Origin of the sequence: Exiguobacterium sp. s192 (genome assembly GCF_018618795.1) — a bacterium.
GTDB lineage: Bacteria > Bacillota > Bacilli > Exiguobacteriales > Exiguobacteriaceae > Exiguobacterium_A > Exiguobacterium_A undae.
Map to the genome: position 1 here is coordinate 103398 of NZ_JACSMS010000005.1, position 13134 is coordinate 116531.

The 13134-nt window shown below is 44.3% G+C and carries 17 protein-coding genes; 6 read left to right on the forward strand and 11 right to left on the reverse strand.

Features of this window, described 5'->3' with window-relative positions:
- Window positions 1-10: 10 nt before the first annotated feature.
- Window positions 11-757 carry an oxygen-insensitive NADPH nitroreductase gene (nfsA, locus tag KNP87_RS10225; RefSeq protein ID WP_214721578.1) on the reverse strand — a complete coding sequence of 249 codons (747 nt, stop codon included), beginning with the start codon at window positions 755-757 and terminating at the stop codon, window positions 11-13.
- A gap of 188 nt (window positions 758-945) precedes the next feature.
- Here nfsA and KNP87_RS10230 point away from each other — a divergent pair, with 188 nt between their 5' ends.
- Window positions 946-1857 carry a hypothetical protein gene (locus KNP87_RS10230; RefSeq protein WP_028106930.1) on the forward strand — a complete coding sequence of 304 codons (912 nt, stop codon included), beginning with the start codon at window positions 946-948 and terminating at the stop codon, window positions 1855-1857.
- A 62-nt stretch (window positions 1858-1919) separates the two neighbouring features.
- On the opposite strand, the gene KNP87_RS10235 is transcribed toward KNP87_RS10230, so the two are convergent.
- On the reverse strand, window positions 1920-2183 hold the full coding sequence (locus KNP87_RS10235) for a hypothetical protein (protein WP_214721579.1): 264 nt from the start codon (window positions 2181-2183) through the stop codon (window positions 1920-1922).
- 116 nt (window positions 2184-2299) lie between these two features.
- Here KNP87_RS10235 and KNP87_RS10240 point away from each other — a divergent pair, with 116 nt between their 5' ends.
- Window positions 2300-3139 (forward strand): GNAT family N-acetyltransferase, encoded by an 840-nt coding sequence (locus KNP87_RS10240; RefSeq protein WP_214721580.1) that lies wholly within the window; start codon window positions 2300-2302, stop codon window positions 3137-3139.
- Here KNP87_RS10240 and KNP87_RS10245 read toward each other — a convergent pair.
- From KNP87_RS10245 to KNP87_RS10260, 4 genes are all read right to left on the reverse strand, one after another.
- Window positions 3128-4060 carry a hypothetical protein gene (locus tag KNP87_RS10245; protein WP_214721581.1) on the reverse strand — a complete coding sequence of 311 codons (933 nt, stop codon included), beginning with the start codon at window positions 4058-4060 and terminating at the stop codon, window positions 3128-3130. The genes KNP87_RS10240 and KNP87_RS10245 overlap by 12 nt on opposite strands.
- Before the next feature lie 115 nt (window positions 4061-4175).
- Complete coding sequence (locus KNP87_RS10250; protein ID WP_026833871.1) at window positions 4176-4535, reverse strand: hypothetical protein; 360 nt, start codon at window positions 4533-4535, stop codon at window positions 4176-4178.
- Window positions 4536-4591: 56 nt separating this feature from the next.
- Window positions 4592-5059 (reverse strand): GNAT family N-acetyltransferase, encoded by a 468-nt coding sequence (locus KNP87_RS10255; protein ID WP_214721582.1) that lies wholly within the window; start codon window positions 5057-5059, stop codon window positions 4592-4594.
- Window positions 5060-5089: 30 nt separating this feature from the next.
- Entirely contained in the window at window positions 5090-5605 is a 516-nt protein-coding gene (locus tag KNP87_RS10260) for a GNAT family N-acetyltransferase (protein ID WP_214721583.1), read from the reverse strand.
- Between the two features lie 264 nt (window positions 5606-5869).
- Here KNP87_RS10260 and murB point away from each other — a divergent pair, with 264 nt between their 5' ends.
- Complete coding sequence (gene murB / locus KNP87_RS10265; protein ID WP_214721584.1) at window positions 5870-6784, forward strand: UDP-N-acetylmuramate dehydrogenase; 915 nt, start codon at window positions 5870-5872, stop codon at window positions 6782-6784.
- A gap of 71 nt (window positions 6785-6855) precedes the next feature.
- Here the strand turns inward: murB and KNP87_RS10270 are convergent, their stop codons facing one another.
- Complete coding sequence (locus KNP87_RS10270; RefSeq protein WP_214721585.1) at window positions 6856-8079, reverse strand: aminopeptidase; 1224 nt, start codon at window positions 8077-8079, stop codon at window positions 6856-6858.
- 98 nt (window positions 8080-8177) lie between these two features.
- Between KNP87_RS10270 and KNP87_RS10275 the strand changes: the two genes are divergently transcribed.
- Entirely contained in the window at window positions 8178-8597 is a 420-nt protein-coding gene (locus KNP87_RS10275; protein ID WP_233550698.1) for a DUF1232 domain-containing protein, read from the forward strand.
- Window positions 8598-8709: 112 nt separating this feature from the next.
- On the opposite strand, the gene KNP87_RS10280 is transcribed toward KNP87_RS10275, so the two are convergent.
- Window positions 8710-9546 (reverse strand): formate/nitrite transporter family protein, encoded by an 837-nt coding sequence (locus KNP87_RS10280; RefSeq protein ID WP_026833877.1) that lies wholly within the window; start codon window positions 9544-9546, stop codon window positions 8710-8712.
- 183 nt (window positions 9547-9729) lie between these two features.
- Complete coding sequence (locus tag KNP87_RS10285; protein WP_214721586.1) at window positions 9730-10338, reverse strand: hypothetical protein; 609 nt, start codon at window positions 10336-10338, stop codon at window positions 9730-9732.
- A gap of 141 nt (window positions 10339-10479) precedes the next feature.
- Here KNP87_RS10285 and KNP87_RS10290 point away from each other — a divergent pair, with 141 nt between their 5' ends.
- Window positions 10480-11349 carry a YitT family protein gene (locus KNP87_RS10290; protein WP_026833879.1) on the forward strand — a complete coding sequence of 290 codons (870 nt, stop codon included), beginning with the start codon at window positions 10480-10482 and terminating at the stop codon, window positions 11347-11349.
- A 166-nt stretch (window positions 11350-11515) separates the two neighbouring features.
- A complete protein-coding gene (locus tag KNP87_RS10295; RefSeq protein ID WP_214721587.1) occupies window positions 11516-12133 on the forward strand; it encodes a CHASE3 domain-containing protein in 618 nt (205 codons plus the stop codon).
- 59 nt (window positions 12134-12192) lie between these two features.
- Here KNP87_RS10295 and KNP87_RS10300 read toward each other — a convergent pair whose 3' ends face one another.
- Complete coding sequence (locus tag KNP87_RS10300) at window positions 12193-12558, reverse strand: ArsR/SmtB family transcription factor (protein WP_214721588.1); 366 nt, start codon at window positions 12556-12558, stop codon at window positions 12193-12195.
- Between the two features lie 135 nt (window positions 12559-12693).
- Window positions 12694-13134 carry a hypothetical protein gene (locus tag KNP87_RS10305; RefSeq protein WP_214721589.1) on the reverse strand — a complete coding sequence of 147 codons (441 nt, stop codon included), beginning with the start codon at window positions 13132-13134 and terminating at the stop codon, window positions 12694-12696.

The window sequence follows — 13134 nt, forward strand, 5'->3', positions numbered from 1 at the left end:
TACCTCCGTTTTAATCGCGCGATAAGTGCTTTTCCTGTAAAAAGTGACGCAAATACGTCCGTTTCGGGTCCTTCATCGAAGCAGCCATTTGGTTCACCCAGCCTTCTGTCCGACGCCCGTCTGTCCGCTCGCCGTAATAAGACGATGTTTCTTTTTCGTATTGGGACAGCAACTGACGCATCGTGTCGTCATCAGTATACGTATTTCGGTGGAAGACCGCATCCATCGGAAGGCGGGGTTTTTTCCCGGGCTGTTGATCCGGAATGCCGACGGCAACTCCAAACAGCGGTACGACATGACTTGGCAACGCGAGCAATTCACTCACTTTAGCAGCGTCATTTCGTAATGAACCGATATAAACCGTCCCGTATCCTAATGATTCTGCCGCAACTACGAGATTTTGAGCCGCCAGTCCGGCATCGACGGCACCTACAATCAAGGCCTCTGTCGTTTCGACGGTTTGATCAACTGAACCAGATGCAAGTTCGGCCGCAAGCACATGCTTATGGTAATCGATGCAAAAGACGAAAAAGTAACTGTTGTCAGCGACGTACGTCTGTCCGCTCGCGACTTCGACCAGTTGTTGTTTAAGATTTTCTTCTTCCACACCAATGATCGCATAGGCTTGTTGGTAAGAGGAAGTAGACGCCGCCTGTGCGGAACGGATTAAGATTTCAATCGTTTCCTGATCAAGTTGATGCGGCTTGAATTTACGGATGGACCGGTGATTAAGTAAATGTTGAATGGTTTCGTTCATGAATAATCGCTCCCTTGAATTAATGATTCTCTTAACGATAGGCAAACATCTCCTGAAAGTGCAAATGAAAGACGTTCGGGTTTTACACATAAAATCGCTTTCGTTCTTGATCCTATCGATTAACTTCTAAAAAAAGCGGGAAAGGGATAAGAGAAGTATTGTGTCTTTTTTGTCGAAGGAGGGCGATTATGAGAATTCGTAAACTACGTCTTTTACTCGAACAATATGGCGATACGACCCTTCGCGACATCATCGTAGAAATCTATCGCCAACTCCCCAAACAAGTCATCGAAGAAAAAGAACTGGATTTAATGTTGGCTCAATTCGCTAAATACAAAAATCTTCAAAAAGAACAGGAACAACCAACAATCGAACAAACGATCGAACAGACGGATCAGTTCATTCAACTCGCTTATGATCTTCAGTATCTAGAACCCAATAAACTGGTTTCGGTCCGTGAACAAAAAAACTGGTACATCACCGCCAAACGTTTGCTCAAACATTTACGCCATTACATCGGTCGTAAAAACGGCACGCGTGTTGCGTTTGAGGAATTCTTTTTCCTCCTCTCTTCAGCTGCAGGCGAGGAACCTCTCTTTTTGAGCAATGACCCCTTTCGACTCATCAAAGTCACTCAGGTTGAATTATTTGAAGAACTGGTCGGCTATTATAAACTCGAGTCCAAGGACCAAACATGGATGCAACGGGCTATCTACACCGCCGTCAAGGTGCCGATTGATGTCGACACGGAACGGAGTGACCTTTTCCTTGCCGTGCTCACACATTGCACAAACGCTTCAGAACGGGAAGCCTACGTCGCTTTGCTAAATGCACACGCTAAAAAACTGCAGATGAAAGTTCGAATCGATGCCGATGTCCTGTTACTGTACCAAGAAATCCGTTTTGCCGAGCTTCATGCCTTGATTGCCTTACGCGAACTCGAACGGGCAGAAGCGATGTTATTCACAGAATATATTCCTTATTTTTCGCATCGTTCGACGCCGTTTCGCTATTACCTTGATTTACTCGAGCAAGCCGGATTAAACGAAGAACATGACCGGATTGAACGGGTTGGCCGGAGAAAACACATTCATTTTTAATCCTTCCGCATCAAAAAAGGCACGTTTCCTCTAAGTTATTTAGAGAGAACGCGCCTTTTTGTTTAGTCCGTCGCATTGACAATCCCGAGACCCACCGTCGCAAGCAATGCGATGCAGGCAAACAGGAAGGCCATGTCATTTGGCGAATCAAATCCGTCATAGGTCGGCTCTTTTTGATCGGTAATGATTTCATCGACTGTTCCGTAGTTCCCATACGTCGGCGACTCACGGACACTTATTTCATTTTTCTCTAACTCCTGTGCGTGAACCGATGGAATTCCAACCAAGAAAAACAAGAATCCTAGTGCCATTAAACTTTTTTTCACGATGTAATCACCACCTTATATTTTTCCTTATATTTCAAAATAAAACCATATTATATCTATACTTTTTTGTATACTGAATTTACTTTGCACCATCTTTATGAAAGGACGTGTATGTTGTGCACATCTTACCTTATGGGCAGTTGTCCCATTACCAACGTCGTCTCGTTCATCAGTTATTGCAAAACAATCGCTTTTTCCCTCCGGTCATCACTCCCCCACCGGCTGAACATCAGCAATGGACCATCTGGGAAGAGGATACGGTCTGCGCGACAATCGGGCTCCACGTTTTTGAAAACTCCGTCCAAATACTCAATGCGGCTTACACCAACCTACAGGCATTTCGTGATCTTGCACACGATGTTCATTTCAAGGCACTTTCTTATTCACCCAAACACATCGATGTACAAATCATCCCACCACACGATTTCGGACTTGTATCGACCTGGACGACGCTCGGTTATGTACTGTCCAGTGAACAATTCCGCTTAATCGGTCTGACGCATGAACGTGTCCCCTCTGTTCAGTTCAAGCCCCTTACACTGCGGAACCGTCATCTTTTTTTAAACATCCGAAATGATGCGGTTCGCACTTCCGATTTTCTTTTTTCCTACGAGCTCGAACACTTGAATTACTTAATCGATCAGGGTGCTCTGCCTTATCTCGTCTATGATCAAAAAACAGTCATCGGAACCATCGTCATTCAAACACATAAACAAACGGTTCGCCTTCTTGAAATGGCATGTCTGCCCCAGCTCAAGAATCAAGGATATGGTCGACGTATTTTAGATACGTTTCAGGCCAAGCTCCGGAAAAAGAATATTCTCTCTTTCGAAGTCTATTGCTTTTCAGCGCATCAAGAGGCGCTTCGTCTTTATCAACCTGCACTCTTTTGTGATCTTCAAATCTTTTCCCACTGGCATCGTTACTCTTGTGACACGGTGTCCTTAACGACGTAACTGTTCTACAAGTTCCAGATACTCCGGCAATACATATTGATCATCCAGCTGATTAAAATCTACCTTCGCATGCGTCTTCAACTGATGCCCCATCTCGAATAGGCTTTCTTGATAGACCCCACCCAGACTCGTTGCCAGTCCCGGCTGATAATTATGAAAAGCCAGCAAAGCATCCTTGATAATCGCTTCATGATGCGGTTGTTTTAATGCATCTTGGAGCATTTGTTCAAACAGATCCGTTTGACGACCAACGATTGCGTAAAACAGTGGGTAGTGTTTCGCGTATTGAAAAGAAACATCATAATTCGTTTGATCGACGATATACTTGAGACTCTTTGCATTCGAACGGTGCAAGCGTTCGACTAAACCGACGGTCGTCGGTCTGTCGAATGCAACGAGACTCTGTTCATCCAGTTCCACCGTATGGGTAAGCAACAGAACGATGTCGAGTGTGTTGATTTCATGCGTTTCCAAAAAATGATCACTCCGTTGTAATGTCGTCGTGTACGCAAGATCTAAACCGTTTTTGACAGCCAGATCAAATAATTCGTGATCATAAACGCCGTATAGTCCGACCGGGAACGCCAATGGTTGCCGGACGAGCGAACGGTGACCATCAATCACGACTAACTGATTCGGATCTACGCCGTAGGTGAGCAAGTTTTCCAACAAGATTGTTCCTGTTTCCGTATTTGCTAATCCCAGGAAAATCCGATCCAACTCCACGACCGGTTGATGGGTTTCAAGCGCCAAAGATAAATGTTCGATTGACTGAAGAGCAACCGCTCGGCTGATGAAATTGAGTGCCCGGCGTTCTTCCGGCGCCAATTGCTGATTGTATGTATAAAAATTCTCCCGATCCAGTGTTCGAAAGGCTTCTATTGCAAGACCAACTGCTTCATTTTTAACAAATCGTTTCATAAATACGCCTACCTCCTGAATAGTATCTCTCCTAGTAGTGTACGCAATATCAGTTCTTCTTGAAAGGCTCAAAAAAATCCTGATGGTTCTTTACTTCAAGAACACACCAGGATTTTTAGTTTTCACTCACCTTTAAGTGTGAATTTCGAAAGGCTTCATCTTGCTTGCCAGTCTTTTCGACACTTGTTCCGACCGAACCGATATACTCGATTTGTTGTTTAGGTTGAATGAATTCATACGTAACAGCAGGTTCTCCACGTAAACGAACTGTGATGACTTGTCGATGCTTCAATGAAAAGGACGCCTTAACTTCAAGAAGTGACGTTTTACTAATGTCGTGTCGTGTTTGAAGTACCTTAGCTAACTGTTCTTCCGAACGGCGTTGGCTGCTTTGGAGTTCGGCGTACGAAATGCCGACTGCAAACGATAAGACGCCGATCAAACTTAGTGCGAGAATGACCAGTACTTTTTTCAATGACTGACTCACCTCCGAATAGACTTCTTCCTGCTATCATCATCGGTTTGTCTCCTCTATTCCTGAAGTCTTTTCGAAACTTCTTCAATCCGCATTTGCATATCGAGATGCGGAATTCCATCTTCCAAATAAACTTCTGACTTTTCTTCGAATCCGAACGAAGCATAAAATTCCTTTAAATGGGCTTGTGCCTGCAAGTCAATCAAGATTTCGCCCTGCTCTTGAATCGATTCAATCGCTTCGTTGAGCAGCTTTCTTGCTATGCCGTTCGAACGGTAATCAGCATGTACGGCAACTCGTCCAATGGCAACTGCTCCGGCTTGATTTCTCGGAAGGATCCGCAGGCAACCAATCAATGTGTCATTTTCATACGCCAGACCATGCAACGATGCTTGATCCCGGTTGTCCAGTTCCGGGTATGGGCAGTTTTGTTCGACGACAAAAATGTCTGTTCTCAGCTTTAACAATTGGTATAGGCTCGCACCATCCAACTCATTAAATGAAACCAACTTGGTTTGATACATACATGACTCGCTCCTTTAGCTTTTAATCTGTCATCCTCTAAACAGACGGGAGAGTCGACAGGAATAGATGACGACAGGAACCCCTTTGAACACTGTTTCTTTTTCCCATTGTAACCCGTTCGCCCGGGCTACGTTTTGCGAAGACGTATTTTCTGGATGAATGATGGAAATCAACCGGTCATTCCCTCGCTCAAAGGCTTCACGCATCAAGCGGTTGGCGGCTTCGCGACCATACCCGACTTTCCAGTGGATCGGTGTTAACCAATATCCGACTTCTAACTCCTCTACTCCATCCACTTCTTGAAGCACAAGACCGGCAAAACCGACAGCTTCTCGCGTTTCCTTTTTCTCTAACAGTAAAAAACCGGTTTGTCGTTCATCTTCGTACCGTTCGAATTGTCGCTCAAACCAAATCTGAGCTTCTGCGTCATCCAACGCGACTCCCCCGTTGATATAACGCATAACGAGTTCATTTTGGACAAGCGTTTTGTAAAATGTGTAGTCTGCCTCTGAGAATGGCCGCATTCTTAACCGTTCACTTTCCATGTTAAATCCCCCTATCCTCATTTGAGCTGGTTTTTTATTTTTTTCCCCTTTTTTCTTTGATTCATGCTTCATCCCGTTGTGTTCTTTCGGAGAATACCACGGTGGCTGCATGACTATTCGATGACATTCTTCTAGAACGACTTGCTTTTTACCTGTCAACTCTGTATTTTGGGAACTGTATGTTGAACATCAAACACTGAATTAGTGTAAAATATATTTTGAGCGCTTTTTAGCTGAATGGAATTTATGAAAAAGGACTGAGAAATGATGACTGAGCAATTATTAGCTGGATTATATGAAGGTATTGCAAAAGAAGCTGTTTTGATCAATGAACCGTTAAAATATCATACGTACACAAAGATGGGTGGATTAGCGGACCTGTTCCTCATCCCGTCGACATATGAAGAGACAGCATTCGCTGTCCGATTCGCATATGAAAATAACCTCCCCTTGACGATGCTCGGAAACGGCTCGAATCTTGTCGTCCGCGACGGTGGTATTCGCGGGATCGTTCTGTCGTTCGAGAAACTAACTGACATTTCGGTCGAAGGACACGAGCTCGTTGCCCAAAGTGGTGCTGCAATTATTCAGGCTTCACGTGTGGCTTACGATCACGCCCTGAGTGGTCTGGAATTTGCGTGCGGTATCCCAGGGACAATCGGGGGAGCGCTCATCATGAATGCCGGTGCTTACGGTGGGGAAGTAAAAGATTGCCTCCACAGTGCAACCGTCTTGACACGAAAAGGCGAACTGTTGAACATTTCACACGAAGAGCTTGAACTCGGATATCGGACCAGCTGTTTCTCGAAAAAAGAGTACATCATTTTAGAAGGACGGTTTTCACTTACAGAAGGTGATCCGACATTAATCAAAGAGATGATGGATGATTTGACGCACAAACGTGAAACGAAACAACCGCTTGAATATCCGTCTTGCGGCAGCGTCTTTAAACGTCCCGAAGGGTATTTTGCCGGGAAATTAATCCAAGACAGTGGCTTGCAAGGGGCGCGGATCGGTGGCGCCGAAGTCTCTCAAAAACACGCCGGATTCATCGTCAACATCAAAGATGCGACGGCAACGGACTATATTTCACTCATTCGCCACGTGCAAGAAACCGTCCAAGAAAAGTTCGGCATCCTGCTCGAACCTGAAGTGAAAATCATCGGCGAAGAATTATAACCACCAACTCAAAACAGGGAGCAGACAGATCGTGTGATCGTCTACTCCCTGTTTTCTTATGCATCGAGACTTTAAATCGCCCAGTTTCCTTCACGCATGACGGGTTCACGTGTTCCGTCCGCCAGTTCGCCGTCAATCGACAAACCTGCTGAACCGATCATGAAGTCGACATGGGTCATCGAATCGTTGGCACCTTGCTCAGCCAATTCTTCGTTTGATAAACTCGGTCCATTTTCAAGACACGTCGAGTACGCACGACCGATGGCCAAGTGACAAGAAGCATTTTCATCAAACAACGTATTGTAGAATAAAATACCCGAGTCTGAAATTGGTGAATGATGTGGCACGAGGGCCACTTCACCGAGATAACGTGCGCCTTCATCCAATGAAATCAACTCATCCAGCGCTGCCTGCCCTTGTTTCGCCTCGGCTTTGACAATCTTCCCGTCTTCAAACCATAACGTGAACTCATCAATCAAGTTTCCGCTGTAGCTGAGCGGTTTCGTACTCGAAACATGACCGTTGACACCCGTCTTGTTCGGTAACGTGAAGACTTCTTCCGTCGGCAGGTTCGCGATAAAGTCGACTCCGTCTGCGTTTGGACCACCGCCACCGAGCCACACATGACGTTCCGGTAATTCGATCGTCAATTCTGTTCCAGGTGAAGTGTAGTGTAATTTTTTATATTTCTTCTCCGTCAGGAAAGTTGCTTTTGTCCGCAAGTTGACATCATGTTGTTCCCAAGCAGCGACTGGGTTGTCTTGGTCGACACGTGTCGCCTTCAAGATAGCATCCCACAGGTCTTCTACTGCTCGTTCGGAGTCCGGGAATACCTTAGCCGCCCAAGCTTCTGACGGCGCAGCAATGACACACCAGCTAACGTTATCACTCATGACGAATTTACGCCAGTTGGCTAACGCGACACCTGCTGCTTTGTTCGCTCTTGCAATCCGACTCGATTCGACTCCGTTCAATAAATCCGGATCTTCGCTGACGACGGATAAAAAGGCTGTTTTTTCTTCAGCCAACTGATCAAAACGGGCAGTCAGCCATTGTGGGAATACATCAAATGAATCTTCCGGTGCATCGAAGTAACGAATCTTCGTCATTTCGTCATCAGACCATTGGACGTAAACGTTTGACGCACCTACTTCGTAGGCAACACGTGTGATTTCACGGACGAGTGGTGCATTTTCGATTCCCGCACGAATTTCGAGTTGTTGGCCTGCTTGCAGGTTGACGCCTGTTCGCACCGCAAGTGCGGCATATTTTTTTAACTGTTCTTGAGTCGGCATTATGTAATCCCCTTTCAACTATTACTCTTATTTTCACGAAATAGTTGCAATTTTGCAAGAAATAAGGTGAAACTAGAGATACAGAAGGAGTGTTGATGATGGAATTTACACCAGGCGATTTTAAATCCGCGTATACCTATTTTCACCGGCAAGCATTAGCAGCTGTCGGTAATACACAAGCACAGGAAGATTTATTGATTCAAGGTGAACTCGGATTGGCACGATTGACGACTGATCTCGCATCAGAAGACGGTTCGGATATCGAACGTGAAGCCGAACTCGTGCTCTATTTCCAACTCAAACAGTTGCTGGACATGTTACGCGCTTTATCTCACAAACGTTTTGAGATGCAACCCGAACAAGAACAACTCTTATTGACGGCAGTTCTCTATTTCACGTCTCCCGTTGATGCCTTACCGGATGAAAACATCTTAGGTTTGTTTGACGATGCTCAAATCGTCGAAGCCATCTACGAGGAACTGGCGGCGGACGTCGATCGTTTTCAACACCTCGAATAAAGACAGCAGATTTTGGTCACTAAAGAACATGACTGCATACACACAGCAAAAAATGGACCCGACGGCTAACCGTCAGGTCCATTTTTGTATAGGCTTCATCGTCTGTACGATATTATGCTTTTTGTTTTGAAGCGATGTTAATCGTTGCTGCTTGTTGATTTGATTGATCCACTTCTAATTTCGATTTGTTCAACCATGTGTAGACCATCCCCATGAAGACAGCTCCACCAACGATGTTACCGAGCAAGGCTGGAACTAGATTGTGGATTGCGCCGGCGAATGAAATCGCTTCAGGGTGTGGTACGACTAAAGCAAGTGAGAACAGAGCCATATTCGCAATAACGTGATCAAATCCAGAAGCAAAGAATACAGCTACCAAAATCATCATCATCATGATCTGAGCCAACTCATTTTTCATGTTTTTCGGAATGAAAATCGCTAGACAGACCATCCAGTTACAAAAGATGGCGCGCGTGAAGATTTCCCATGTCGTATGGTGAATCTTCGTTTCAGACACTGCAAACAACCAGTTATTCATACCAAGTTCTTGAATGATGCCGGTTTGTGAAAACAGTAAGGCGAATGCCAGACCCCCAAGACCGTTTCCGATGAAACAAAGTGTCCATACTTTAAACGTATCCATTTTTGAAGTGAACCCACGCATCGTCGCTGTCGTAAAATACATCGTATTGCCCGTAAACAGCTCAGCTCCACCGTAAACAATTAAAACAAGGGCAACACCAAACGTCAATCCGCCAACAAGTGTCGTGACCGGTGATTCGTTCAAATATAAACCGTTGATTGCTTTAAGTGTAAATATGATTGCAAAACCAATGAAAACGCCTGCCAGCATCGCACGAACCAAATATTCGAGTGGACGCATCTGTAACATTTGCGTCGATTTGACGGCTTTTTTTCTTAATCCTTCTAATGCTTCTACCTCGTTCATCGTAGAAACCTCGCTTTCTCTTGTTCAACACTTCACAATGTCTGTTCATTTATTATCATACTTCCATCTTATAAGATGTTCAAGTGATGAATAGACCTTATTTACTGTTTTATTGAAAGAACGAGATGAAAACGATACCATTGTGTCAAGTTTGTGAAAAATGCTTTTTCTTGCTAGATACAACTACTTTTCAGGAATGATTTTTAAGGAGTCCGCGAACTTTTCTAAAAATACCAATCGTCTTGAATCCACGAGAATATAGTCTTCGACGACGACCCGATTGAAGCGGTCCGAGGACGAAGTGGCTCGATCAATGTCTTGTGGCGTGTAGGCTTCAATCCTTGGGCGATCTACGCTGAACACGATACGCGTGAACGGATCACTGTATTGAATCTCTAACTCCACCAGATCTGAAATGCTGAGAAAAAGAGCCAACGTATGATGCATGATCAACTTTGACAGTCGGCTTCCCAAAAAAGACTGGCTGTCACGTGTGATATTCTCCGTGTTCATGCCTGTCCAATCGATGCGCTCCTGTCCGGTCACACGATAAGACATCTGGACGGATGATCCGTCAATCGACACGTTGTCAAGTGCATCTGAGAACGGAAGTTGTTGAATCAATTCCTGAATGGCAGCTGTATTCGATACCGATGTTCCGACATGTCGCACGACTACGCGACCATCTTTCCACCCCTCTTCTTCCGGAGGTTTTTCCTGTTTCAGGACAAACAAAGAGCCACTCGACAGTCCAATCCCGATACAAAGGAGGACAAGGATGATTTTTTTCAAGACGAACCGTCTCCCTTCTCGAAATTCCAAACGTTCTACTGATTTTTTCAAATCAGGGGTTGAATTTATCCGAATATCAGCGTACTCTTGCAGGCAGATACTTTTTTTAGAGGAGGAGCATGAGATTTCTCATCAATCACAATGAAAACTAAACAACCTGCAAAGAAAAAACGGACGGAAAAAATTGGCTTCCTCTTGATTGGAACGCTGTTGTACTCTTTATACATCAGCTTACTGTTATCACCAAACGATATCGGTTCCGGTGGTATCATGGGAATTACACTGATTGCACAAGAACTGTTTCATACACCAATTGGATTAACCCAGCTCGTATTGAACATTCCTCTCTTTTTACTTGGTTTTCGATTCTTAAGAAAACGATTCATGTTTTTATCCGGAATCATTGTTCTTGTATCCTCTTTTTTAATCGATTGGATTCCGACACAAATTGTCCCTGAATCTCTAAATGATCCTCTTGTCGCCTCGATTTTCGCAGGACTCGTTTCCGGCCTTGCGATGGCCTTGATTTTCTTTGGTGGCGCCTCGACAGGCGGGCTTGATATCCTAGGGAAATTTTTCTATGCTCGTTTTCATAACTGGCCGCTTCCCCGTATATTTTTAATGCAAGACTTGGTGATTTATATTCTGGTTTGGTTCGTATTCGACTTGAAACACGTCATGTACGCTTTAATCATGAGCTTCGTTCGTGCCAAAGCACTCCAAACTGTCTACAGTTTCTATTCAGCCTCAAAACAGTGCATTATCATATGTGAAAAAGCGGATGAAATCAATGAAGTCATCACGAAAGAACTCGGTCGGGGCGTAACGATTCTTGATGCCCGTGGCGGGTACTCGAAACGGACAAAAAAGATGGTTTATGTCGTCGTACAAAACAACGAGATTCTCAAGCTCCAAGAGATTGTCTCTTCTGTGGAATCCAACGCTTTTGTGACCTTCTCAGAAATTCATACTGTTTTTGGAAACTACAAGGAACATTCGTATTCATTTTAACAATCCTTATGTACTTCAATCGTCGTAACTATGAGTTGCGACGGTTTTTTGTGTATAATACGCAAGTCATCAGAAAATGTTCCATATTTTTTGCAGAATCCTTCACTTTTTGGGAAATAGTGGTTAAGCTAATGACATGACGATTTACTGAAAAAGGACGGATTACATGAATCAGCTTTGGCGCCAACGTATTATTCTCATTCTTATCATCAGTCTGTTTGCTTCCATTCCATTAATTTATGCCTTAAGTGGATACCAAACCATTTCGAACATGACTGAAGGTATGCATACGCAAGATATTCCGACAATTCAACAAGTCGATCAATTAATTGAACATAATCGGGATCGGGCTAATGCCGTCCGAGGTCTTCTCCTGTATGAAGATGACCGGTACATCGAACAGTATTATTTTTCTACTTCAAAAGCTCATGATTTACGCCGATTGCTCAACGCTTCGAATCAAACGCCGGGAGCCGTCAAGGATTTACTGATGCGAAACGATGCGTGGGAAGCGGAAATCGAAAAAGTCTTTACCGTCTATGAACAAGATAACCCGCAAGCCGCCAAAAGATTGGCGAAGCAAACGACGCAAACGACCCAAACAATACTCGAAGATCTTTCGCAAATAAAAGACAAGTTATATGGTGAATTGGAGCAAAAACTGGAACTGACAACGGAGATGACGACAGAATACAAACGAATGTGTTTCAGTTTATCAATCTTAGCCTTTTTACTTGTTGCGACGACTATCATCGTCTTTCATCGTTCCAAAACCGCTTCTTAAAACAAAAAACACGTATCGGATACGCCTTTCTTTTCATGGCATATTCGATACGTATTTTTTTAGGATGTCGCTTTACCCTCATTGACGTGCTCCATCGCCAAATGAACAAGAGAGGAGACATGGTAGTCATCAAGTGAATAATAAACAACTTTTCCTTCTTTTCTATATTTGACCAATCCTTGTTTCAGCAAGGTCCGCAGATGGTGAGAAGCGGTTGCAATCGAACAGTCGACTGAAGCCGAGACGTCACAAACGCACAGTTCGTCCTCAACGGTTAAAGCGTACGCAATCCGTAACCGCGTTGCGTCGGATAAGACTTTAAACAGTTTTCCGATTTCGAGCGTCGGAATCGTATCGACGACCTGCTCGATTTCTTTGGCGCGTTTCGCATCAATGGCAATCGTTTCACAACGGGGTGCTTCCATTGTCATCACCTCTTTCCTTCCAATTGCACCATCGTTTTGCCTCAATTGCAAGCAAATGAAATCAAGCATGAGCTTTTGGTCAGAAGAGCTGAATCACCCTTTCTGTTTGCAACGACGGCTGATGCACGTGCGAAATCATCGTTTATGGTGATTTCGTCTCGTGATCGAGTAAAAGAGCCAGCCCCCTAAAAAATTTCCGATATCCCAGACAATCCGGTTGTTATCGACGGCCCGAACACCAATATCGATGATGCCTGTACTCATCAACCGTTCCCGGTATCGTCTCCGTAACAGTTTGGGTAGCGGTAGACACAACATGATCCGGTAGTAAATATCCAGATGGGTATGACCCCAAATCTCTGTCGCAATGGAGCTTGTTTGAATGAATAACGATCGCTTATACCGTTGTTGATATTTATTTTTTAACAGGACGGCTAATTGATAAGAATAACGATTGGGAAACGGAAACAATACTGCCCCTAAATGATATTTCCCACGATTATCGACCCGAATGATTTGTGGTTCGATTCTGTATCGAATCCAGCGTCCCCGAAATCGAATAGACTGCCATTTCAC